We start from the raw sequence: 23,697 nt of genomic DNA on the forward strand, positions 1-23,697 counted from the left end.
CACCGCGAAACGCTTTCAAGCGGAATTGATGATGTCTGCAAGCCTGTGCAACGGTCGGCGAAATTTATCGCCCCTGCCGGTTAGCCGTTGGCGGCCTTGGGTGCCGGGGAGGGCGGGATCGCCACGCGGCGGCCGAAGGCGAGGATAAGCTCCTTCAGTGTCGGTTCCGCGACACGGCTGGCGGCTTCCTCGTAGCCGACCCATTCCAGCTTGCGCACGCCCTCTTCGGGGAAATGCTTGCAGAGGTCGTCGACCTCGAGCGCATGTACCTGGACCTTGACTGAAATCTTGAGCCCATGGTCCATGCGCTTCTTGTAGAGATAGAACCCTGCCGGAGCCTTCTGCACCCGACCTTTGACGCCGGCCTCTTCATAGGCCTCGCGCTCCGCCACTTCGTGGGCGCGCTTGCCTTGCATCGGCCATCCCTTGGGGATGACCCAGCGGCCGGTATCGCGGCTGGTGATCAGCAGGATCTCGAGCGCCTTGGACTTCTTGCGAACCCGGTAACAGAGCGCCGCATACTGCATGCGCGCCGGTCGACGCAGCATAAGCTGCACATCGGATGCGAGCCGGTTCAGGAAGTTCAAGGTCGTTTGCTCTCCTCTAAGCGAATCAGTGTTCAGCAGGTTTACCGGCCAGTATGCCAGCGTCGCGTCGCGTGTAAATGTCGCGCCGCGCCAACTGCCGGATATGCGGCCAGCATCGTTGCAAACTGTGGTCCCTATGCGACAGAATATGGTGCCTTCGCGCCGGCTTTGCCAGCAGGGCGGCGAGGGGACGTCGGGCTGGGTGTCAGCCCGTCTGGTCCCGTTGCCGCAGCCGCAGCCTCGCGATGCGCGCCCACTCGCCGGTACGCTCCGCCTCGCGGGTGGAGGCGGCGACGAAATCGATATGGTTTTGGGCGGCCGCCTTCGCCGCCTTGGGATCGCCGGCTATGATCGCGTCGTAGATCGCCTCATGCTGGGCGAGCAGCCGGTCTCGGGCGCCTGGCGCGTCGAAGACCGAATTGCGGTGAAAGAAGATCCCTTGCGTCAACAGCCGGTAGCAGGCGCGCAGCGTGTGCATAAGGATGATGTTATGGGCGCTTTCGCCGATTGCCTGATGCAGCTCGACGTCTGAGGCAAGCTCGTCGTTGAAATCGCCGTCGCGATGGGCGGTCCGCATGCGCTCGATGATGCGCGTGAGGATATCGCGGTCGAAATCGGTGGCGCGGCTGGCCGCCAGTTCCGCGGTCAGGCCCTCGAGTTCGCGGCGATATTCAAGATAATCCTGCGTCGCCTTGTGATGGCGGCCAATGAGCTCGATCAGCGGCCTGGAGAAGACTTCGCCGACGACGCCGGCAATGAAGGTGCCGCCGCCGTGGCGGCTTTCGACCAGACCGCGCGTCTCCAGTTCCTTCAGAGCCTCGCGCAGGATCGGCCGCGAGACGTCGAAGCGCTTCGACAATTCCCGCTCCCCGGGCAGCCGGTCGCCGTCGCGCAGGATGCCCTCGAGGATGAGAAGCTCGATCTGCTGGACGACCTCGTCCGCCGTGCGGCTGTGGCTGATGCGGGCATAGAGGTCGATCTGGTCTTCGGTCACGCTTGGGTCTCCCATGCGCGGCAATCTAGGCATCACCGGCCAACTGGTCAATTTCCTTGTCCACTTCCGGGTCCTGACAAAAGTCAAACTGCGGCAATGCGTCCTTTTGCTTTTGCTCACCCGGTTGATAAGAAAGTGATGATGAACGCGTGAGGGGGACAAAGCGCTTCATGGCTAAGGGAAGTTTTGCATTTCCGGTCGCGCCGATGCGGGCGCAGGCACTGGGCGAGGTCCATTCGCGACCCTACGCCCTGGTGGCGACGCCGCGCGTGATTTTTCAGCTCGCCTTCATGACCGAGGGTGGCTCGATCGTCGATCACGCGGTTCTGTCGGAACTGTCCCGCTCGCGCGGCATCGCGCCGCCCGGACGCGACGCCAACCACCACGCCATGGCCTGGGGGCAGGGTACGCTGCGCTGGGAGCGGCACACGGAGTTTTCCACTTATTTCTGGGACGGGCCGGCGCCGGAACGGTTCGGCGACGACGTGGCGATCCATCCGTTCGGTGACGGCTTCTCGCCGCCGGGAACACTCATTTCGGGCATTCGCCTCGAGATCCGTCCGGATGAGCCGGAAACCCGAGAAGCCATCAAGGCTTTCGATCCGACCAGCCTCTGTTACAGCGAGACGAAAAACGGTCAGGCGATCCTCCTCACCGATTTTCGCCAGAACGGCGACGGCCTGACGCAGATCCTGGTGATCGACCGCGGCATGACCGAGGCCGGCACCGGCGCGCTGGTCCAGCGCCTGCTCGATATCGAGACCTATCGCACGCTTGCAATGATCGGCCTGCCGCTGGCGCAATCGCTGTCGCCGGAAATCCGCCGCACAGAGGACGGCCTGACGGCGATCACCCAGCGCATGAAGGAAAACGTGCGCGAAGAGGCGGACGACATGTTGGCGGAGATCACCCGGCTTGCCGCCGATCTGGAGGCAGGAGCCGCCCTCAGCCTCTATCGCTTCGGGGCCAGCCGCGCCTATTACGGCATCGTCCAGGAGCGCATCCGCACGCTCGCCGAAACGGCCGTTCCCGGATACGAGACCATCGGCACCTTTCTCGAGCGCCGGTTGGCGCCGGCGATGCGCACCTGCCAGTCGGTCGAAGAGCGGCAGGCGAACCTGTCGCGCAAGCTCGCCCGTGCTACGGCACTTTTGCGCTCATGGGTCGACGTCGAACTGGAACGGCAAAACAGCGCGCTTTTGAACTCGATGGACCGGCGCGCGAAGCTGCAGCTGCGGCTGCAGCAAACGGTGGAAGGCCTGTCGGTCGCCGCGATCTCCTACTATGTCGTCGGCCTGTTCGGCTATCTCGCCAAGGCGGTCAGCCACGAACTGCCGATCGACCCTGGCCTGTTGACCGGGCTTGCGGTTCCGCTTGCGGTGGCCGGCGTGTGGCTGACGGTGCGGCGCATCCGCCACCATCATGGCGACGGCGAGCACAAATAGCGGTTATTGCTCCCAGTAGGGCACGGGCCCGTAGAGGGTGGCGAGATAGTCGATGAACAGGCGCACCTTGGCTGGCAGGAACTGGCGGCTCGGGTAGACCGCCGAAAGCGTCAGGTTCTTCGACCCTTCCCATTGCGGCAGAACCTGCACCAGCTGGCCGCTGCGCAGCTCCGGGCCGATATCCCAGGTGGAGCGCAGCGCAATGCCGGCGCCGGCAATCACCGCCGCCCGCACGATTTCCGACGAATTGGTGACGAGCGGTCCCTCGGGTTGCCAGACGAGTGATCCCTCCGGCCCTTCGAGCTTCCAATTGTCGTTGTTGTGGGCAGGCAGGCAGAAATGTCGCGCGAGGTCGCCGATCTCGTTCGGTGCGCCATTGCGCGCGATATAGTCGGGCGAGGCGCACAGCAGCCGGCGCACCGGCGCGAGCTTGCGCGCCACCAGGCTGGAATCGGTAAGCTCTCCGATGCGCACTGCCATGTCGAAACCGTCGGCGACGATATCGGTGAAATCGTCGGTCAGCACGATATGGAGCTTGAGGTCCAGGTGGTCCTTCATGAAGCCGGTCAGATGCGGGGCGATATGCATGCGGCCAAAGGACGTCGGCGCCGAAATGCGAAGCACGCCCTGTGCCTGCGACGAGCGCCCGGACGCGTAGGCTTCCGCCTCTTCTATGCCCGTCAGGATACCGAGCACGCGGTCGTAGAAACCCTGGCCCGCCTCGGTCAGGGAGATCTGCCGGGTGGTGCGCTGCAGGAGTCGCGTGCCCAGCCGGTCTTCCAGTCGCTTGATCCGCTTGGAGATGACGGCTGGCGAGAAGCCGAGCGCCCGGCCGGCAGCCGACATGCTGCCTGTGGAAACGACCCGTGCAAAAATCTCAAGATCGCCTAAATTCGTCATCAATCGTTGCCATTGTTTCCGAAATGGAAAAGCTCAATAGCATTTGCGGGGGCGCAGTCCTAGTGGTAAAGAAAATGAACCAATTGACTTCAGGGCGGAGGATTTGATGGCGGAAACGATCGGCTTTCTGCAGCCACGGCCCGCCGTCATGGCCCGCCGGCGCGACATCGCCGCGGACCTGGCTGACCTCTTGCCGTCCGGCTGCCTCATCAGCGACGAGCGCGGCTTGAAGCCGTTCGAGACCGATGCCTTCATCGCCTATCGTCGCATGCCGCTGCTGGTCGCCTTGCCCGAGACGACCGAACAGGTCGCAGCCGTGCTCAAATATTGCAGCCGCTATGACATTCCCGTCGTGCCGCGCGGCGCGGGCACGTCACTTTCCGGCGGCGCCATCCCGCAGGAAGACGCCGTCGTGATCGGGCTGTCGAAGATGTCGCGCATCCTCGATGTCGACTTTTTCAACCGCACCGCGACCGTCCAGGCCGGCGTGACCAATCTCAACATTTCCGAAGCCGTTTCCGCCGACGGCTTCTTCTATGCCCCCGATCCGAGTTCGCAGCTCGCCTGCACCATCGGCGGCAATATCGGCATGAACTCCGGCGGTGCCCATTGCCTGAAATACGGTGTCACCACCAACAATCTGCTCGGTGTGAAGATGGTGCTGTTCGACGGCACGATCATCGACCTCGGCGGCAAGGCGCTCGATGCGGCAGGATATGACCTGCTCGGGCTCGTCTGCGGCTCGGAAGGTCAACTCGGCATCGTGACGGAAGCAACCGTGCGGCTGATCGCCAAAGCGGAAGGCGCGCGTCCGGTTCTGTTCGGTTTTGCCTCGTCGGAAGCCGCCGGCGCCTGCGTCGCCGATATCATCGGCTCGGGCATCATTCCGGTCGCCATGGAATTCATGGACAAGCCGGCGATCGAGATCTGCGAGGCCTTCGCCCATGCCGGCTATCCGCTCGATGTCGAAGCCCTGTTGATCGTCGAGGTGGAGGGCTCGGAGGCGGAAATGGACGCGATGCTGGCGGGCATCATCGACGTTGCCCGTCGCCATGGCGTGACCACCATCAAGGAATGCCAGTCGGCGCTTGAAGCGGCGCTGATCTGGAAGGGGCGAAAATCCGCCTTCGGCGCCACCGGGCGGATCGCCGACTATATCTGCATGGACGGCACGGTGCCGCTCAGCCAGCTGTCGCACGTCCTGCGCCGCAGCGGGGAGATCGTCGCGTCCTATGGCCTGCGCGTAGCCAATGTCTTCCATGCCGGCGACGGCAACATGCACCCGCTGATCCTCTACAATATCAACGACCCCGAAGATGCAGCACGCGCCGAAAGTGCGGGCAACGACATCCTCAAGCTCTGCGTCGATGCCGGCGGCTGCCTCACCGGCGAACACGGCGTCGGCATCGAGAAGCGGGACCTCATGCTGCACCAGTTCACCCAGACCGATCTCGATCAGCAGATGGCGGCGCGCGCCGCCTTCGATCCGTTATGGATCCTGAACCCGTCCAAGGTCTTTCCGCTCGAAGGACGCCCAGCCGCATGATCGTGCATTTCGAACCCGCCAGCGAAGAGGGGATTGCGACGGTCGTTCGCGCTATGGCCGCGGACAGGGCGTCGCTTGCCGTGATCGGCGGCGGCACGCGCTCCGGTCTCGGCAATCCCGTGCGCGCCGACCGGGTGCTGTCGACCCGTCGCCTCTCCGGCATCGTTAGCTACAATCCGGCGGAAATGACGGTCAGCGCGCTTGCCGGCACGCCGCTTTGCGAAATCGAGGCCGCACTGGCCGAAAACCGCCAGATGCTGTCCTTCGAGCCGATGGATCATCGCCCGATCTTTGCGACGAGCGGCGAGCCGACGATCGGCGGCGTGTTTGCAGCCAACGTCTCGGGTCCGCGACGCCTGATCGCCGGTGCCGCCCGCGACAGTCTGCTCGGCATCCGCTTCGTCAATGGCAGTGGCGATGCGATCAAGGCCGGCGGCCGCGTGATGAAGAACGTCACCGGCCTCGATCTCGTCAAGCTGCTCGCCGGCTCGCACGGCACGCTCGGCATCCTGACCGAAGTGACGTTCCGCGTGCTGCCGACGCCGCCCACCGCAGAAACCGTCGTCATATCAGGCTTGAACGATGCGGAGGCTGCCGCCGTGATGGCGGAAGCCATGGCGCAGACGGTCGAGGTCTCGGGTGCGGCACATCTGGCCGAAAGCGTGCGCGGCCGGTTCATCGGCGGCAGTTTGCCGGATGGTGCGGCAACCGTCCTTCGGCTCGAGGGCTTGCCGGCGTCGGTCTCGATCCGCGCTGAAAAACTGGTCAAGGCGCTCGACAGATTTGGCGCGGTCACCCGGCTCGACGCGGAACCGACGGCCACACTCTGGTCGGAGATCCGTGACGTCAAACCCTATGCCGACGGCACCGAGCGGCCGCTCTGGCGTGTCTCGGTCGCGCCATCGGCCGGTCACCAGCTCGTTGCGGCCCTGCGGCTGCAGACGGGGGTCGATGCCTTCTATGACTGGCAGGGCGGGCTTGTGTGGTTGCGCATGGAGGCAGATCCAGAGGCGCCGCTGTTGCGTCGTTACATCAAGGCGCTTGGCGGTGGCCATGCCACCTTGGTTCGGGCAAATGACGGCTTGCGGGCCGCCATTCCGTCATTCGAGCCTCAGCCTCAGCCGGTGGCACTCCTGAGCGAGCGGGTGCGGGCGAAATTCGATCCACAGCGTATCTTCAATCCCGGCCGGATGCAGGCCGTTTCCTAAGCAATCTGACGAACGAGGGGGGTGCCGATGAATGACAATGGTTCGCAGTCTCCGCGCCGCAGGGAGACCGATCGCTGGCTCGAGCCGGGCAAGATCAACGTCCAGGTCATCTATGTGCTCTATCTCGTCGCTTTCGCGGTCGGGATCACCGCAATTATCGGCGTTGTGCTCGCCTATCTCAACCGCGGCAAGGGTGCGCCCTGGGTCCAGACGCATTATACCTGGGCGATCCGCACGTTCTGGATTGCCGTCCTGTTCAGCATCATCTCGGCCTTCTTGATGGTGGTGCTGATCGGTTTCCTTGGGTTCATCGCCACCGCCGTGTGGATCGTCGTGCGCTGTGTCGTCGGCTTGCAGCGGGCCGCCCTGGAGGAGCCGATCAGCAACCCGCAAAGCTGGATGGTCTGAGCGCCCCACAGAGCCGAAGCCGTTTTGCTAGAACGCCACGCGAATACAAGAGCTTGAAGCCGCAAGCGATCTCCGGGGATCGCGACGCGCAGAGGGGCAGGGCCCCGATACTGGAGTAAGCGTTTGCAGACCAATTTTACGCCCGCGCAGCTTGCCGATCCGCACGTGGCCGAATCCGAGGCCATCCTGCGGAAATGCGTGCATTGCGGTTTTTGCACCGCCACCTGTCCCACCTATGTGACGCTCGGCGACGAGCTCGACAGCCCACGCGGCCGCATCTACCTCATCAAGGACATGCTGGAGAACGGCCGGGCCGCCGACACCGAAACGGTGACCCATATCGATCGCTGCCTGTCCTGTCTTGCCTGCACCACGACCTGTCCGTCCGGCGTCGACTATATGCATCTGGTCGACCATGCCCGCGTTCATATCGAGAAGACCTACAAAAGGCCATTGAAGGACAGGCTGGTGCGCACGGTGCTGGCGCAGGTCTTGCCCTATCCCTCACGCTTCCGTCTTGCCCTGAAGGCGGCTTCTCTCGGGCGGCCCTTCGCCAAGGTGCTCAAGCGCGTTTCTGCCCTCAAGACCTTCGGCGTGATGCTCGATCTGGCGCCAAAGACGGTGCCGGAGCCTTCGGCAAACGCGATGCCGGGCACGCATGCCGCGAGCGGCAAGCGCGTCGGTCGCGTCGCACTTCTGAACGGCTGCGCCCAGCCGGTGCTGAAGCCGGGGATCAACGAGGCGACGATCCGGCTCCTGACCCGCCTCGGCATCGAGGTGGTCGTCTCTCCAGGCGAGGGCTGTTGTGGCGCGCTTGTGCATCACATGGGGCGGGAAAACCAGGCGCTCGCCGCTGCGCGGCGCAACGTCGATGCCTGGCTGAAGGTCTTGGACGAGGGTGGTCTCGATGCCATCATCATTACCGCATCCGGCTGCGGCACGACGATCAAGGATTACGGCCATATGCTGCGCCTCGATCCCGCCTATGCGGACAAGGCCGCACGGGTCTCGGCCATGGCGAAGGACGTGACCGAGTATCTGTCGACGCTCGACCTGCCGGCGCAGGACCCGCGCGGCATGACCGTCACCTATCATTCCGCCTGCTCGATGCAGCATGGCCAGAAGATTACCATGGCGCCGAAGCAGTTGCTGAAGCAGGCGGGGTTCGTGGTGCGCGATCCGGCCGAAGGCCATCTCTGTTGCGGCTCGGCGGGCACCTACAACATCCTGCAGCCGGAGATCTCGGAGAAGCTGAAAACCCGCAAGGTCAAGAACCTGGTAGCCACGAAGCCCGACGTGATCGCGACCGGCAACATCGGCTGCATCACCCAGATCGCCACCGGCACGACGATACCGATCGTCCACACGGTCGAACTGCTGGACTGGGCCTATGGCGGCGCGAAGCCGGCCGGATTGTAGAACGAAAAATGCCGGCGCGATGCGCCGGCATTGATGTTTCTGGCGCGTGGATCAGCCGCCGAAGATCTGGCGGAAGATGTCGACGCCGCGATCGTTGAAGTAGGTGTCGCCGGTCTTGCTGCCGGGGCCGATGACGATGACCTTGGTGCCGACATCGGCGCGATCATAGAGGTGTTCGACGTCGTCGTTCATCATGCGGATGCAACCGGAAGACATGTTCTGGCCGATCGTCCAGGGCTGGTTGGTGCCATGGATGCGGAAGATGGTGTCGCGGCCGCCCTTGTAGAGATACATGGCGCGCGCGCCGAGCGGGTTGTCGATGCCGCCTTCCTGTGTCACGGGCAGGATACGACCCTTGGCCGCTTCGCGCACGCGCATTTCCTTCGGCGGTGTCCAGGTCGGCCATTCCGCCTTGCGTCCCACCTTCACCACACCCGACCAGCCAAAGCCTTCCCGGCCGACGCCGATGCCATAGCGGGTCGCGCGGTTCGGGCCGTCGATATAGTAGAGAAACTTGTTGTTGGTATCGACGATGATCGTGCCGGGGGCTTCGTCGGTGCTGAAGCGGACCTTGGTGCGCCAGAATTGTTTCGGCGGCTTCTTCTGCGTCGCGACAAGCACGACATCGCTGGTTTTTGGCGTGGTGCCGGATGTCGGTGCGGGCGTGAAGGCCTGCGCAGTGGCGGCGACAAGAATAGTGCTGGTCGCGACGGCAATCGCGACCATTCTGCTGGCATGACGTTTCATATATGATTCCCTCTCAGCCCTCGTTACATCAAGGCTATGCAAATCGGCCCGAAGTTCAACCCCGCGATACATCCGATGGATCAAACGTGATCACAGGTCTTGTATCTTAGGGCCCGCCTGTTGCCTGAAGATCACGAACAGACAACAGCAAGACGCGCGGAAAGAGGGAAATATTCTATCGCCGACGTCAATTATATGACGATAACCTTCGTGCCGACGTTCACCCGTTCATAGAGGTCGACGACGTCCTCGTTGCGCATGCGGATGCAGCCCGAGGAAACGGCATAACCGATGGTCCAGGGCGCATTGGTGCCGTGGATGCGGTAGAGCGTCGAGCCGAGATACATGGCGCGCGCGCCGAGCGGATTTTCCGGGCCACCGTCCATCCGCGCCGGCAGGTAGTGGCCCTTGGCCGCCTCGCGCGAGATCATCTCCTTCGGCGGCGTCCAGCTCGGCCATTCCGCCTTGCGCGTGACCTTGTGGGCGCCGGCCCATTCGAAGCCCGGCTTGCCGACGCCGACGCCGTAGCGTCTGGCCTGGCCGTTGCCGGTGACGAGGTAGAGGAAGCGGTTGTTGGTATCGATGACGATCGTGCCCGCCTTTTCCTTGCCGTCATAGGCAACGGTCTGCGGCAGATATTGCGGATCGAACTTCGATTTGACCGGGCGCTGGGCGGCGCGGGTGGCGTTGACCGGCTGGAGCAGGGGCGTGCCGACACGGCGCTTTGCCTGCGGCTGTACGGTCTGTCCCTGATAGTACTGTTTTCGGGTGGTTGCCGGAATCTGCTGGCGGTAGATGACCCGGCGCGCCTGCTGCGGCTGGCCGCCGAGCTGCATCACCCAGGGGGCGGTGAGGTCAGGGCTGACGATCACCGGGGGCCGGTTCTGGTATCGGTCCTGAGCTTCCACCTGGCCCGCGACGAGCGTGAGGATGGATGCGGCTACAAGAAGGGATTTTTTCAACATCGGACGGACTCGCTACCTTTCGCCGAAACGTATCAAAAAGGGGCGCGGCCCTGGGGAGAGCGGATCTCCGGAATGGACGGAATGCGCCTTGGCAATGGCGCGATCGTGTCATCGCGGCGCCACCGAATGGTAAACGGCGGTCCGTCAAAGGCGCAAAGCGGCGATAAAGCTTTGGGTAGGGTTATCCGTCGCTTTAGGAATCTGGTTTGTGAATGGTAAATGCGTGAACAGCGGGAAGAAACGAGGCTGATGATGACGACCACGGGCATAATGATCGGCGATGACGGCCTCGGGCGCTGCGCCTGGCAGAGCAATCTCGACGACTACAGGCGCTATCACGATGAGGAATGGGGGCGGCCGGTCGTCAATGATCAGCGCCTGTTTGAGAAGATCTGCCTGGAAGGCTTTCAATCCGGCCTGTCCTGGCTGACGATCCTCAGGAAGCGCGAGGCCTTTCGCGCTGCCTTCGCCGGCTTCGACTTCGACAAGGTCGCGACCTTCGGTGACGCCGACATCGAGCGCTGCCTTGGCGACACCGGCATCGTGCGCCATCGCGGCAAGATCGTCTCGACCATCAATAACGCCAGGCGCGCCCAGGAGCTCAAAGCCGAATTCGGCTCGCTTGCCGCCTATTTCTGGTCGCATGAGCCGGGCGCAAATGAGCGGCCGGCATTCGTCAGCTACGAGGTTATCGCCGCCAATCCGACGACGCCGACCTCAACGCTGATTTCCAAGGACCTGAAGAAGCGCGGCTGGACCTTCGTCGGCCCGACGACGATCTACGCCTTCATGCAGGCGATGGGCCTCGTCAACGATCACATCGAAGGCTGCCATTGCCGTGGCGTGGTCGAGGGCCTGAGGCAGGGCCTTTCGCGTCCAGTGCCGCAACCGGCCTGAAGATCCCGTTCGGGCCGGCAAGGAAAGGCGGCCCGAGCCGGCGGTGCCGGCAAGAAGGCGCTTTGCACCGCGCAAACCCTTGCCGCCCATGCCTCGATCCGGTAGGGAAAGCTCCGAAACCGCTGACAGTCCGGAATGCTCCCCATGACCGAGAAACAAAAGAAACCACAGAAGCTCAAGGCGCGCCTGCCGCGCGGCTTTGTCGATCGTTCGGCCAGCGATATCCGCGCGACCGACGAGATGATCGTCAAGATCCGCGAAGTCTATGAGCGTTATGGTTTCGATCCGGTCGAAACGCCGCTGTTCGAATATACCGATGCGCTCGGGAAATTTCTGCCCGACAGCGACCGCCCGAATGAGGGCGTGTTTTCGCTGACTGACGACGACGATCAGTGGATGTCGCTGCGCTACGACCTCACGGCGCCGCTTGCCCGTCACGTCGCGGAGAATTTCAACGAGATCCAGCTGCCTTTCCGCACCTATCGCGCCGGCTACGTGTTCCGCAACGAGAAGCCGGGTCCGGGTCGCTTCCGCCAGTTCATGCAGTTCGACGCCGACACGGTCGGCGCCGCCGGCGTCCAGGCGGATGCCGAAATGTGCATGATGATGGCCGACACCATGGAAGCGCTCGGCATCAAGCGCGGCGACTACGTGATCCGCGTCAACAATCGCAAGGTTCTCGACGGCGTCATGGAGGCGATCGGCCTTGGCGGCGACGACAAGGCGAATGACCGCCTGACGGTGCTGCGCGCCATCGACAAGCTCGACAAGTTCGGTCCCGAAGGCGTGCGCCTGCTGCTCGGCGAGGGTCGCAAGGACGAAAGCGGCGACTTCACCAAGGGTGCTGGCCTGACCGGCGAGCAGATCGACAAGGTCCTGTTCTTCGTCGGTATTGAGAACTACGCCGAAAGCGCTGACGCACTCGCAGCGCTCGTTTCGGGCACCGCCAGGGGCGGCGAGGGCGTCCAGGAACTTAACACCATCCGCAGCCTGGTCGTCAGCGCCGGCTACGAGGCCGACCGCATCAAGATCGACCCTTCGGTCGTGCGTGGGCTGGAATATTATACCGGTCCGGTTTTCGAGGCCGAGCTGCAATTTGCCGTCACCAACGAGAAGGGCGAAAAGGTCGTCTTCGGCTCGGTCGGCGGCGGCGGTCGTTACGACGGTCTCGTCTCGCGCTTCATGGGCCAGCCGGTGCCGGCCACCGGTTTCTCGATCGGCGTCTCGCGCCTGATGACCGCGCTCAAGAACCTTGGCAAGCTTGGTTCGGCCGAGGTTGTGGCACCCGTCGTCGTCTGCGTCATGGACCGCGACATCGACAGCATGGGCCACTACCAGCGCTTCGTGCAGCAGCTTCGCCATGCCGGCATTCGCGCCGAGATGTACCAGGGCAACAAGAAGAATTTCGGCGACCAGCTGAAATATGCCGACCGTCGCGGTGCCCCGCTGGCGATCATCCAGGGCGGCGACGAGCGCGCCGCCGGTCTGGTGCAGATCAAGGACCTGATCGAAGGCAAGCGCCTGTCGGGCGAGATCGAGGACAACGCCGCCTGGCGCGAGGCGCGGGTGGCCCAGGTCTCGGTCCCAACAGGCGAACTGGTCGAAAAGGTGCGTGAGATGCTCGCGGCACAGGCCGAGGACCGGGCAAGGGCTGGCTGACGGCGATGGCTCTGATCAACCTTCCCGCCTTCTCCCAGGAGCTGCTCGCAGATTTCGAAAGCCTCGGCACGCTTCGGGTCGATACGCCGGTGATCCAGCCGGCCGAGCCGTTTCTCGCCATGGCCGGCGAAGATCTTCGCCGCCGCATCTTCATGACCGAGAGCGAGACCGGCGAGAGCCTCTGCCTGCGGCCGGAATTCACCATCCCCGTCTGCCTGCGCCACATCGAAACGGCGACCGGCACGCCCAAGCGCTATGCCTATCTCGGCGAAGTCTTCCGCCAGCGCCGCGAAGGCGGCAATGAATTCTACCAGGCCGGCATCGAGGATCTCGGCGATACCGATATCGCCGCCTCCGACGCGCGCGCGGTCGGCAGTGCCATGCGGGTGGTGGCCAATCGGCTTCCCGGCCGGCGCCTGGCGGTTACGCTCGGCGACCAGTCGGTGTTCGAGGCGGTCGTCGGTGCCTGCGGCCTGCCTGGCGGCTGGCAGAAGCGGCTGATCCATGCCTTCGGCGACCAGAAGCACCTGCAGAAGCTGCTGGCCGAGCTTGCCGATCCCAAGGCTGCCGGCGTCTTCGGCCCCGAGGTCGAACGGCTGGCGATCAACGGCATGCTCGACGACGAGGCGCTGCTTGTCGCCCATATCGGTCAGACCATGGAAGCAACAGGCTATTCCACCAATGCCAGCCGCTCGCCGCAGGACATCGCCCGTCGCCTGAAGGAGAAAATGGAGCTGGCCAATACGCGGCTCGATCCGGAAACGCTCGACCTCGTGCGTGAATTCCTGGCGCTCGACATGCCGCTTGCCGACGCGCCGGCCGCGCTTTTCCGCTTTGCCGAAAAGACAGGCCTGGCACTCGATGGCGCGCTTTCGGGCTTCGACGCGCGTGTCGCGGCGCTTGCCGCCATCGGCGCCGACGTCTCCGCCATTCGCTACCGCGCCGCCTTCGGCCGCCCGCTCGATTATTACACCGGCCTCGTCTTCGAGGTCGAAGTCGAGGGCACACAGGCTGTGCTCGCCGGTGGTGGACGCTTCGACCGGCTCCTGACCCTGCTGGGCGCGCAGGAACATATCCCCGCCGTCGGCTTCTCGCTCTGGCTCGACCGGATCGAAACGGCGATCGCCGTCAGCCGAGGTGCCGCATGACCATCACCATTGCTCTGCCGTCCAAGGGGCGCATGAAGGACGACGCCTCGGCGATCTTCGAGCGCGCCGGCATGAAGATCGTCGCCGTCGGCAACGATCGCTCCTATCGCGGCCGGGTCGAGGGCTGGGAGGATGTCGAAATCGCCTTCTTGTCGGCGTCGGAGATTTCGCGCGAACTTGGCAACGGCTCGATCGATTTCGGCGTCACCGGCGAAGATCTCGTGCGCGAGGGCCTTGCCAATGCCGACGCCCGTGTCGAATTCTGCGCCCGCCTCGGCTTCGGCCATGCCGATGTCGTCGTCGCTGTTCCGGAGATCTGGTACGACGTCGACACCATGGCCGATCTCGGCGACGTTGCCGCCGATTTCCGCGCCCGCCATGGCCGGCGGCTCGCAATCGCCACCAAATACTGGCGGCTGACGCAGAACCATTTTTCCGGAAGCCACGGCATCCAGCTCTACCGGATCGTCGAAAGCCTTGGCGCGACCGAAGGTGCCCCGGCCTCCGGCTCGGCCGATATCATCGTCGACATCACCTCGACCGGCTCGACGCTTACGGCAAACCACCTGAAGATCCTGGCCGACGGGGTCATCCTGCGGTCTGAAGCCTGCCTGGTGCGCGCCCGTAAGCCGGCGCACGATACTGACCCGACAGTCGGTCGCATCCTGTCGGCCGTGCGCGACGCGCTCTGAGCGTCACCGCACAATCTGCAAGAACAGCTTCGGGCGGACCGGCAGGTGCCGATCCGCCCGAACAACGTTGGGCCGCGATCTCTCCCGTGCCGATCGTTCACGTGAGCGTACGAAGGACCATGACAAGCGCCTCCCGGCTCGGCGCCATTCCAGAAGAACCGATATTTCAAGTCGACATGTGATCCTGCAAAGGTTGCATTGCCGCCTTCGACGGATCTTGCCCCGAACGGCGCGGCGCTCCGGCGTCAGCCCTTCTTGACGTGCACCCATCCGCCGGTCTCGCCGGCAAGCACGCCCTGGTCCTTGGGCGCCGGGCGTTGCATCGCCTTGTACAAGGTCTCGGTCGAGGTCCAGTAGGGCACATACCATTCGCGATCGATATCCATCACCAGAACGCGGTCGTTTCGGGCATCATAGGCGCCGATCGGGGAGACGTGCGGCCCATCCCAGTCGCCGGTGACCACGCCCTGGTTGAAATAGACGACGATCATGTCGCTGGCCGATTTCTCGTTTTCGGCGAGCGCCTTGCGAAATGCGTCGAGCGTGGCTTTCGCATCAGCGCCGACATGGTTGCCAGAAACGGTGGCCTTGATCTCAAGGGCTACAAGGCTCGCATCGGTCTGCGCGACGAGGTCGGCAAAGAGAACGCCGTCGCCGTCCTCCTTGGTCTGTTCGCGCCACTTGCGGCTGTCGACGGCCTCAAGCAGCCCATCCTGGGTGATGAGATCGTCCTCGGCCCCGCCGGGCAGTCCGCGCAAGGCATTCGTCAGCATGGCGAGCGAGGCCAGCGAGCAGGCGCTCGAGGTCTGTTGCGACACGTAAAACGGAGCGAGGGCCCAATAGTCAGGGGCTGCCGACATGCGCAGGTGGCCATTGTCGACGGTCACGGGTATCGCCAGCGCGCCGAACTTCGGCTTGTTCGTCTCTTCGGCCTGCAGCGGCCCGGCCACGGCCAGCAGGCCGATTACGGCGAGCCATCGGGCGAATTTGTGTGGCATGTCTTCCTCGTTGATCGTTGCCTGCGGCAAGGCCGCATCGTCCTGTTGCCTGCCAAGCGCTTATCGCGGCGCGGTAAATTTTGCTTCACCGGCTGACAAATACGCGCGAATGACCTTATCTACGCGGGGCCAAGCGGCGGCTGCCGCTGGCACCATTCGTTTCGAGGAGAATTTGATGGCCGATCTTTCCGCCTTCCCGATCACCAAGCGCTGGCCTGCGAAGAACCCTGATATTCTCCAGCTCTATTCGTTGCCGACGCCGAACGGCGTGAAGATCTCGATCGCACTCGAAGAGCTGGGGCTGCCCTATGAGCCGCACCGGATTGCCTTCGACACCAACGACCAGAAATCGCCCGAGTTCCTGTCGCTCAATCCCAATGGCCGCATTCCCGCGGTGATCGATCCGAACGGGCCCGGCGGCAAGCCGATCGGCCTGTTCGAATCCGGCGCAATCCTTCTCTACCTCGCTGAAAAGACAGGTAAACTCCTGCCTTCGGATCCGGCTGCGCGGTATGAGACGATCTGCTGGGTGATGTTCCAGATGGGGGGTGTCGGCCCCATGCTCGGCCAGTTCGGTCACTTTTTCAAGTTCGCGGCCAACAAGGTCGCCAACAATTCCTATCCGGTCGAGCGCTACCGCGACGAATCGAAACGTCTGCTCGGCGTGCTGGAAGGCAGGCTGCAGGGCCGGCAATGGCTGATGGGCGACGATTATACGATCGCCGATATCGCCACCTATCCCTGGGTCGAGGGCGCGCGCCGGTTTTATGGCGGCGCCGACGTGCTCGATTACAAGAGCTTCCCCAACGTGATGGCCTGGGTCGACCGCGGACTGGCGCGCCCGGCCGCCCAAAAGGGCATGGAAATCCCGGCCAAGGGTTGAGCGATCGCCGGGTATGGTCAATCGTTCGAGTTGACGAGGCTCGGGCGGAAAGGCTACGCCTTGTTGTACAAACGAATACATGACGGGTGAGAGCGTGTCCGGAAGGCTTGTTGTTATCGGTGGCGGCCAGGCCGCCTTTGCGTTGGTTGCCAAACTGCGGGCGCTGAAGGACGAAAGACCGATCACCATCGTTTCGTCCGAGGCAAGCCTGCCCTACCAGCGCCCGCCGCTTTCGAAGAAATACCTGCTGCGCGAGATGAGTCTCGACCGGCTGCTGTATCGGCCAGAGGCCTGGTACGGCGAGCACGACGTCGACGTGCGGTTGGACACCACGGTGACGGCAATCGATCGTGACACAAGGCGCGTGACACTGAGCGACGGTACGGCACTCGACTACGAGACACTGGCCTTTGCAACCGGCGCCACCCCACGCCGGCTGCCGGCCTCGGTCGGCGGCGACCTAAACGGCGTCTTCACCGTTCGCGATTTCAGGGATGCCGATCTGCTGGCCGAAGAGATGAAGCCGGGCAGGCGGGCGCTCGTCGTCGGTGGCGGCTACATCGGCCTTGAAGCCGCAGCCGTTGCCCGCACGCTCGGGCTCGATGTCACCGTGATCGAGATGGCCGACCGCATCCTGCAGCGCGTCGCGTCAGCCGCAACCTCCGGCATCGTGCGTGAGATTCATCGTTCTCGCGGCGTCGACATCCGCGAGGGGACCGGACTGAACCGGCTCGTCGGGGAGAATGGCCGCGTGACCGGCGTCGAATTGTCCGACGGGACGGTGCTTCCGGTCGATCTCGTCATCGTCGGCATCGGCGTTACCGCCAATGATCACCTGGCCCATGCCGCCGGCCTTGAGACGGCAGGCGGCATCGTCGTCGACGATCATGGCCGCACCGCCGACCCCGCGATTTTCGCGATGGGCGATTGCGCGGTCCAGCCCTGGGACAACATGCGCATCCGGCTCGAATCCGTCCAGAATGCGGTCGATCAGGCCGAGGCCGTCGCAGCTGTCGTCGCCGGCGGCAACGAGCCCTATGCGCCAAAACCCTGGTTCTGGTCCGACCAGTATGACGTGAAGCTGCAGATCGCCGGATTTGGTCTCGGCCACGACGAAACCATCGTCCGCCCCGGCCAGCGCGAGGGCAGCGTTTCCGTCTGGTACTTCCGCGAAGGCAAGCTTGTGGCCGTTGATGCGATCAACGACGCCAAGGCCTATGTCACCGGCAAGAAGCTGCTTGAAACCGGCATCCATCCGGACAGGGCGGTCATTGCCGATCCGCAGTCGGATCTGAAGGCACTTGTGGCGCAGGCCTGACAGCGCGGCTGTCCCGGCCTCATTGAGCCCGTCTGAAAAATTCAACTACAAGACGGTGGTATTTCAGCCTTCGTTAAGGACGAAAGCATCGCTCCTGCTGGAAAAGCCGGTTGCAGGCTGGCTTTCACCATTCCTTAAAAGGCACAACGCCAACAAAAGCGACAAACCGGAAGTGGATGATCCATTTGCGGACCAGAATTTTCATTTAGGCGTTTGGCGATGTTCAAGGTTCTCACATGCCTCGTGGTCGAGCATGATCCCAAGCTGGTCGTGCTTGCCGCCCTCATCTGCTTCCTTTCAAGCTATGGTGCGGTCACCCTGCTTCAACGCGGGCGGGCATCCGCAGGCAGGGCGAGAGCCATTTGGGCGGTCGCCGCCGGCATTGCCAGCGGCTTCGGCATCTGGGCCACCCACTTCATCGCCATGCTCGCCTATGATCCCGGTGTCGTGCTCGGCTACCAGATCGATCTGACGGCGCTGTCGCTCGGCGTTGCGATCGTGCTGACGACCATGGCGCTTTTGATCGCCACCTACGCGCACGGCGCTTCCGGCTGGATCATCGGCGGCATCGTTCTCGGCTTCGGTGTCGCCTGCATGCATTTTCTCGGCATGGCGGCACTCGATGTGCCCGGGCGCATCCACTGGGACTGGACGCTGGTCGTGTCTTCCGTCGTCGCCGGCTCCCTCTTCGATATCGCCGCGCTACGCGCCGTCACGCATATCGACCGGCCGCTGAAGGCGAAGATCCTGGCGACGCTGTTCATGACGCTCGGTATCGTCGCCCTGCATTTCACCGCGATGGGAGCGGTCACGATCGAGGCCGACCTGCTCCTGCCGACGCCCGAAGGGATGATACAGCCGCATTTCCTCGCTTTCGTCATCGCCGGGACGGCTTTCTTCCTGTTGACGATGGTCTTGCTTGCTGCAGGGTTTGCCCATCATGCCGAGTTGTCTGCCGCCGCCTCCGAGCGCGAGTTCGCCCGCTTCGTGAAAAGCGTCAAGGACTACGCCATCTACATGCTCGACGTGAAAGGCAACGTCGCAAGCTGGAACGCCGGCGCCGAGGCCAACAAGGGCTATACCGCCGACGAGATCATCGGCCGGAATTTCGCATGCTTCTACTCGGCTGAGGATCAGCGGGCAGCGTTGCCGCAACAGGCGCTCGACGAGGCTTGCACCAACGGAAAGTTCGAGTGCCAGGGCTGGCGCTATCGCAAGGACGGCACGCGCTTCTGGGCGCATGTGGTGATCGATCCCTTCCTGCATGAGGACGGCACCCATGCCGGCTTCATCAAGATCGTCAAGGATATCACCAAGGAAAAGGTCGATGCGGACCGCATTGCCGAGGTCAGCATGAACCTCGACATCGCGCTCGAAAACATGTCGCAGGGCATCTGCCTGTTCGACAGCGGCGACCGCCTGCTGCTGTCCAACCGCCGTTGCCGCGAGATCTTCGGTTTCTCCGAGACGTTGGCCGGAAAGGGCCTGACGTTTCACCAGATCCTCGACGAGGTTTTCGCGCGGGCCTATTCCGATCCGGCGATCGCCCGGGCAAAGTCGGAAGAACTTTACCAGAAGCACCGCGTGGACATGGTCGGCAAGGGCGGTGGCGACATCGTCGAGAAGCTGCCGAACGGACGCTCGATCCTGACCAAGCATCGCACGCTTGCCGATGGCGGCTGGGTCAGCACCTATGAGGACATCACCGAACGGCTGGACAGCGAGGAGCAGATTTCCTTCCTCGCCCGTCACGACAGCCTGACGGGCCTGCCGAACCGGTTGCAGTTCAGCAATTACCTCGAGGAGGAGCTCGACGCCGCCGTCTGGTTCTCGCGCAAGGTCGCCGTCATCGGCATGGACCTCAACAAGTTCAAGGAAGTCAACGACCTGCATGGCCATGCGGCCGGCGATTTCGTGCTGGTCACGATTGCCCAGCGGATGAAGTCGTTGTTGCAGGAAGGTGAGTTCGTCGCGCGTTTTGGCGGCGACGAGTTCGCCGCCGTCAAGCGCTTCGAGGAACTGTCCGAACTGAACGACTTCGTTCGCCGTATCGAAAAGAGCCTGCATGAGGAAATGCGCTTCGGCGATTTCGAGCTGAAGTCCGGCGGCAGCATGGGCGTGGCCATCTACCCCCAGGATGCCGAGACGGCGGAAACCCTGATCAACAATGCCGACCTCGCGATGTACCGCGCCAAGGCGGCGCTCAACCAGACGGTCTGCTTCTACGAGGTCTCGATGGATGAGGCGGCTCGCCACAGGCGCAGCCTGGCCAACGACCTGTGGGATGCGATCGAGAAGAAGCAGCTTGCCCTGCATTATCAGGTGCAGAAGTCGGTAATGTCGGGCGACGTCATCGGTTATGAAGTGCTGCTGCGCTGGAACCATCCCGACCGTGGCATGGTGCCTCCGAGCGAATTCATTCCGCTTGCCGAGGAGTGCGGCGCGATCCTGCCGATCGGGGAGTGGGTTCTGCGTGAGGCCTGCCGCGAGGCCGCGGGCTGGCAGAGTGCGCACAAGATTGCCGTCAATCTCTCGCCGGTGCAGCTTGCCAATGGCGATATCGTCAGCCTCGTCGAAGACGTTCTGTCTGAAACCGGGCTCGACCCGAAGCGGTTGGAACTTGAAATCACGGAATCGACGATCATCGACGACAAGGAGCGGGCGCTTCTCACCCTTCGCCGGATCAAGGAGCTTGGGGTGACGATCGCAATCGACGACTTCGGCACAGGCTATTCGTCGCTCGAGACGCTGCGGTCCTTCCCGTTCGACAAGATCAAGCTCGACAAGAGCTTCATGTGGGAGGTGGAGGCGAGCCCGCAGGCCAAGGCAATCGTCCGGGCCATTCTAGCCCTTGGCCAAAGCCTCTCGGTTCCCGTACTGGCAGAGGGTGTGGAGACCCAGAAGCAGCTCGACATCCTGCAGGCTGAAGGCTGCGACGAGGCGCAGGGCTACCTGCTCGGGCGGCCGGCGCCGATCTCGAGCCATGTTTCCGGGAAGTCGAAGGTGGCGGCGGCCTGAAAGCCGCCATCGCTCGCCGGCCCCGGGGATAGCCTCAGGGCGCGGCTGATGCAGACGCATGATAGTGCGGGGGCGCCTACTGGCGCAGCAGCGCCTTGCCTGCGCTTTCGACCAGGAAGCGCGGGAAGAAGAAGATGCCGTGGATCGTGCCGGAATAGCGCTCCTCGAGGCCCGAGGATTCGCCGATGCAGAACACCGGCTGCTTGTGTCCCGAGTCCAGGCTGATCGTCGTCGAGAAGCAGAAGGACGAGCAGCTCGTGGCTGCCTGCTCGAACAGTTCGAGCACATGATTACGGTCTGCAGGGTCGTAGCAACGAACGAAGTTCAGCAATCCGCATTCACTCTCGTTGAGGCCATGGATCGCGGATGCCTTGTCGCCGAGCCGAAACAGGCCCGTCGACAGATCACCCGACCAGCCTTCCGACACGCAGAACTGCTCCAGGAATTCCTGATGCGGAAGACCGGAATGCATCTGTCCCGGCACACCGAGGGGAACTGAATTTGTTCTCGTGATCTTAAACACGGTCTACCCCAGCACTGCCCCTGGCGAATGTCGTTGTCCGACCAGGCAGCCACAATCCCCAATATACAACCATCGCCCGCCATCGCTCCATGGCAGCAAGACCACGCACGACTAGTCGTTTGGGTCTCTCTGTATGGAAAAGTCACCAAGTTGTGACGTAGCTCGCCAAGCGAAGTGATTTCGAAGGCAGGGCCGGCTTATTTTGCGATTAAATACTTATATGCTTTGCGTGATCGTCTCAAAGAGAGCTTGGACTCACAGTTAATATGAAAAATTTGAGCGATATTCCGCTCGCTTTAGGTTCGCCGTCCAGTCTCTCGTGAATCTCAGTCCACTTGGGCCGTTGTTATAGTTCGTTTTTTTTCGACTTCAACGCTTTTTTAGCGTCACTACAGCCGCCTTGTAATTTTTCCTGCGGACAGCTTTGACGTGCACGTGAAATGCGCCAGTGGATGTGTGCGAAAACAAGAAAGGGCGACCCGAGGGTCGCCCTTTCCGATCCGGATGGATCATCGTGGATCTGCTTGAACAGGTCCGCGACAAGGCTTTCGCCCTATCACATCATGTCCATGCCGCCCGTTCAGCGCGCTTGACGCGCTGAACCGCTTTAAGTGCATGGGCGAAGCTTCATGGACGATGCTGCGATTAAGGCTGGCGCCTTATCACATCATGTCCATGCCGCCCATGCCGCCCATGCCGCCCGGCATTGCCGGAGCGTCCTTCTTCGGCAGTTCGGCGATCATGGCTTCCGTCGTGACGAGGAGGCCAGCAACCGAAGCTGCGTCCTGAAGGGCGGTGCGAACGACCTTGACCGGGTCGATGATGCCCATGGCGATCATGTCGCCATATTCGCCGGTCTGGGCGTTGTAGCCGAAGTTGTCCTGGTCCTTGTCGAGGATCTTGCCGACAACGATCGAAGCTTCGTCACCAGCGTTCTCGGCGATCTGGCGGGCCGGAGCCTGCAGAGCGCGACGAACGATGTTGATGCCGGCTTCCTGGTCGTCGTTGACACCCTTGACGGTGATCTTGACGGAAGAACGCAGCAGGGCAACGCCGCCGCCCGGTACGATGCCTTCCTGAACAGCAGCGCGCGTCGCGTTCAGAGCGTCGTCGATGCGGTCCTTCTTTTCCTTGACTTCAACTTCCGTCGAGCCGCCAACGCGGATCACGGCAACGCCGCCAGCGAGCTTGGCAAGACGTTCCTGCAGCTTCTCGCGGTCGTAGTCGGAGGTGGTCTCTTCGATCTGAGCCTTGATCTGGGCAACGCGGCCTTCGATGTCGCTCTTCTGGCCGGAACCGTCGACGATCGTCGTGTTTTCCTTGGAGATCGAAACCTTCTTCGCACGGCCGAGCATGTCGAGCGTGACGTTTTCGAGCTTGATGCCGAGGTCTTCAGAGATCACGGTACCGCCGGTCAGGATGGCGATGTCTTCGAGCATGGCCTTGCGGCGATCGCCGAAGCCCGGAGCCTTGACTGCAGCAATCTTCAGGCCGCCGCGCAGCTTGTTGACGACCAGCGTAGCAAGAGCTTCGCCTTCAACGTCTTCAGCGATGATGAGGAGCGGCTTGCCGGTCTGAACGACAGCTTCGAGAACCGGGAGCATGGCCTGCAGGTTCGAGAGCTTCTTCTCGTGAAGGAGAACGAAGACGTCGTCGAGGTCAGCGACCATCTTTTCCGGGTTGGTGACGAAGTAGGGCGACAGGTAGCCGCGGTCGAACTGCATGCCTTCGACGACTTCGAGTTCGGTCTCGGCAGTCTTGGCTTCTTCAACCGTGATGACGCCTTCGTTGCCGACCTTCTGCATCGCTTCTGCGATGTCGAGGCCGATCTGACGCTCGCCGTTTGCCGAGATCGTGCCGACCTGAGCAACTTCTTCCGACGTGTTGATCTTCTTGGCCTTGGCCTGGAGATCCTTGACGACTTCGCCGACAGCGAGGTCGATACCGCGCTTCAGGTCCATCGGGTTCATGCCGGCGGCAACGGCCTTTGCGCCTTCGCGAACGATCGCCTGGGCAAGAACGGTTGCAGTCGTGGTGCCGTCGCCGGCGATGTCGTTGGTCTTCGAAGCAACTTCGCGGACCATCTGGGCGCCCATGTTTTCGAACTTGTCTTCGAGTTCGATTTCCTTGGCGACCGATACACCGTCCTTGGTGATGCGCGGAGCGCCGAAGGACTTGTCGATGATGACGTTACGACCCTTCGGGCCGAGCGTGACCTTTACGGCGTCAGCGAGGATATCGACGCCACGCAGCATCTTTTCGCGCGCGGTGCGGCCGAATTTAATTTCTTTTGCAGCCATTTGAGAAAACTCCCGGGCTCATTGCCCATTGGTTGTCATGGA

At 62.9% G+C, this 23,697-nt stretch carries 20 protein-coding genes; 12 read left to right on the forward strand and 8 right to left on the reverse strand.

Going from position 1 to position 23,697, the window contains the following annotated elements; all coding sequences use genetic code 11:
• Window positions 1–80: 80 nt before the first annotated feature.
• Together RTP54_RS03575 and RTP54_RS03580 are read right to left on the reverse strand one after the other, a co-directional pair.
• A complete protein-coding gene (locus RTP54_RS03575) occupies window positions 81–587 on the reverse strand; it encodes an NUDIX hydrolase (protein WP_112808806.1) in 507 nt (168 codons plus the stop codon).
• Between the two features lie 205 nt (window positions 588–792).
• The gene (locus RTP54_RS03580) at window positions 793–1,581 is read right to left on the reverse strand and encodes a FadR/GntR family transcriptional regulator (RefSeq protein WP_312361031.1); all 789 of its coding nucleotides are present in this window, start codon (window positions 1,579–1,581) and stop codon (window positions 793–795) included.
• Window positions 1,582–1,751: 170 nt separating this feature from the next.
• Between RTP54_RS03580 and RTP54_RS03585 the strand changes: the two genes are divergently transcribed.
• On the forward strand, window positions 1,752–3,026 hold the full coding sequence (locus RTP54_RS03585; RefSeq protein WP_112816813.1) for a DUF3422 family protein: 1,275 nt from the start codon (window positions 1,752–1,754) through the stop codon (window positions 3,024–3,026).
• 3 nt (window positions 3,027–3,029) lie between these two features.
• Here the strand turns inward: RTP54_RS03585 and RTP54_RS03590 are convergent, their stop codons facing one another.
• The gene (locus RTP54_RS03590) at window positions 3,030–3,926 is read right to left on the reverse strand and encodes a LysR family transcriptional regulator (protein WP_112816812.1); all 897 of its coding nucleotides are present in this window, start codon (window positions 3,924–3,926) and stop codon (window positions 3,030–3,032) included.
• Window positions 3,927–4,032: 106 nt separating this feature from the next.
• Here RTP54_RS03590 and RTP54_RS03595 point away from each other — a divergent pair, with 106 nt between their 5' ends.
• The 4 genes from RTP54_RS03595 to glcF all read left to right on the forward strand — a co-directional run bounded on the left by RTP54_RS03595 (window position 4,033) and on the right by glcF (window position 8,507).
• The gene (locus RTP54_RS03595; protein ID WP_312361038.1) at window positions 4,033–5,472 is read left to right on the forward strand and encodes an FAD-linked oxidase C-terminal domain-containing protein; all 1,440 of its coding nucleotides are present in this window, start codon (window positions 4,033–4,035) and stop codon (window positions 5,470–5,472) included.
• Window positions 5,469–6,680, forward strand: a complete 1,212-nt coding sequence (gene glcE, locus RTP54_RS03600; RefSeq protein WP_312361042.1) for a glycolate oxidase subunit GlcE — start codon at window positions 5,469–5,471, stop codon at window positions 6,678–6,680. The genes RTP54_RS03595 and glcE overlap by 4 nt, the downstream gene beginning before the upstream one ends.
• 27 nt (window positions 6,681–6,707) lie before the next feature.
• Window positions 6,708–7,088 (forward strand): DUF4870 family protein, encoded by a 381-nt coding sequence (locus RTP54_RS03605; RefSeq protein ID WP_112808793.1) that lies wholly within the window; start codon window positions 6,708–6,710, stop codon window positions 7,086–7,088.
• A 123-nt stretch (window positions 7,089–7,211) separates the two neighbouring features.
• Complete coding sequence (gene glcF, locus RTP54_RS03610) at window positions 7,212–8,507, forward strand: glycolate oxidase subunit GlcF (protein WP_312361045.1); 1,296 nt, start codon at window positions 7,212–7,214, stop codon at window positions 8,505–8,507.
• Between the two features lie 51 nt (window positions 8,508–8,558).
• On the opposite strand, the gene RTP54_RS03615 is transcribed toward glcF, so the two are convergent.
• Window positions 8,559–9,254, reverse strand: coding sequence for a L,D-transpeptidase (locus RTP54_RS03615; RefSeq protein ID WP_112816808.1), 696 nt, complete (start codon window positions 9,252–9,254; stop codon window positions 8,559–8,561).
• Between the two features lie 191 nt (window positions 9,255–9,445).
• A complete protein-coding gene (locus RTP54_RS03620; protein WP_112808787.1) occupies window positions 9,446–10,219 on the reverse strand; it encodes a L,D-transpeptidase in 774 nt (257 codons plus the stop codon).
• 252 nt (window positions 10,220–10,471) lie between these two features.
• Here RTP54_RS03620 and RTP54_RS03625 point away from each other — a divergent pair, with 252 nt between their 5' ends.
• The 4 genes from RTP54_RS03625 (at window position 10,472) to hisG (ending at window position 14,615) form a co-directional block, all read left to right on the forward strand.
• Window positions 10,472–11,116: a DNA-3-methyladenine glycosylase I gene (locus RTP54_RS03625; RefSeq protein WP_312363158.1), complete on the forward strand. Its 645-nt coding sequence runs from the start codon at window positions 10,472–10,474 to the stop codon at window positions 11,114–11,116.
• 144 nt (window positions 11,117–11,260) lie between these two features.
• The gene (gene hisS / locus RTP54_RS03630) at window positions 11,261–12,775 is read left to right on the forward strand and encodes a histidine--tRNA ligase (RefSeq protein WP_162704300.1); all 1,515 of its coding nucleotides are present in this window, start codon (window positions 11,261–11,263) and stop codon (window positions 12,773–12,775) included.
• 5 nt (window positions 12,776–12,780) lie between these two features.
• Window positions 12,781–13,923 (forward strand): ATP phosphoribosyltransferase regulatory subunit, encoded by a 1,143-nt coding sequence (locus RTP54_RS03635; RefSeq protein WP_312361055.1) that lies wholly within the window; start codon window positions 12,781–12,783, stop codon window positions 13,921–13,923.
• On the forward strand, window positions 13,920–14,615 hold the full coding sequence (gene hisG / locus RTP54_RS03640; protein WP_112808781.1) for an ATP phosphoribosyltransferase: 696 nt from the start codon (window positions 13,920–13,922) through the stop codon (window positions 14,613–14,615). Before RTP54_RS03635 ends, hisG begins: the two co-directional genes overlap by 4 nt.
• A 245-nt stretch (window positions 14,616–14,860) precedes the next feature.
• Here the strand turns inward: hisG and RTP54_RS03645 are convergent, their stop codons facing one another.
• Window positions 14,861–15,613: a phytochelatin synthase family protein gene (locus RTP54_RS03645; protein WP_112808779.1), complete on the reverse strand. Its 753-nt coding sequence runs from the start codon at window positions 15,611–15,613 to the stop codon at window positions 14,861–14,863.
• Window positions 15,614–15,788: 175 nt separating this feature from the next.
• Here RTP54_RS03645 and RTP54_RS03650 point away from each other — a divergent pair, with 175 nt between their 5' ends.
• The 3 genes from RTP54_RS03650 (at window position 15,789) to RTP54_RS03660 (ending at window position 20,832) form a co-directional block, all read left to right on the forward strand.
• Entirely contained in the window at window positions 15,789–16,496 is a 708-nt protein-coding gene (locus tag RTP54_RS03650) for a glutathione binding-like protein (RefSeq protein WP_312361059.1), read from the forward strand.
• Between the two features lie 94 nt (window positions 16,497–16,590).
• Window positions 16,591–17,814 (forward strand): FAD-dependent oxidoreductase, encoded by a 1,224-nt coding sequence (locus RTP54_RS03655; protein ID WP_312361061.1) that lies wholly within the window; start codon window positions 16,591–16,593, stop codon window positions 17,812–17,814.
• Between the two features lie 219 nt (window positions 17,815–18,033).
• Window positions 18,034–20,832: an EAL domain-containing protein gene (locus tag RTP54_RS03660; RefSeq protein ID WP_112808775.1), complete on the forward strand. Its 2,799-nt coding sequence runs from the start codon at window positions 18,034–18,036 to the stop codon at window positions 20,830–20,832.
• 76 nt (window positions 20,833–20,908) lie between these two features.
• Here RTP54_RS03660 and RTP54_RS03665 read toward each other — a convergent pair whose 3' ends face one another.
• A complete protein-coding gene (locus RTP54_RS03665; RefSeq protein ID WP_112808773.1) occupies window positions 20,909–21,355 on the reverse strand; it encodes a hypothetical protein in 447 nt (148 codons plus the stop codon).
• Between the two features lie 662 nt (window positions 21,356–22,017).
• Window positions 22,018–23,655, reverse strand: a complete 1,638-nt coding sequence (gene groL, locus RTP54_RS03670; RefSeq protein WP_112808771.1) for a chaperonin GroEL — start codon at window positions 23,653–23,655, stop codon at window positions 22,018–22,020.
• Window positions 23,656–23,697: the final 42 nt, after the last annotated feature.

The sequence above is a fragment of the Ensifer sp. genome, assembly GCF_031989085.1.
Lineage (GTDB): Bacteria > Pseudomonadota > Alphaproteobacteria > Rhizobiales > Rhizobiaceae > Ensifer.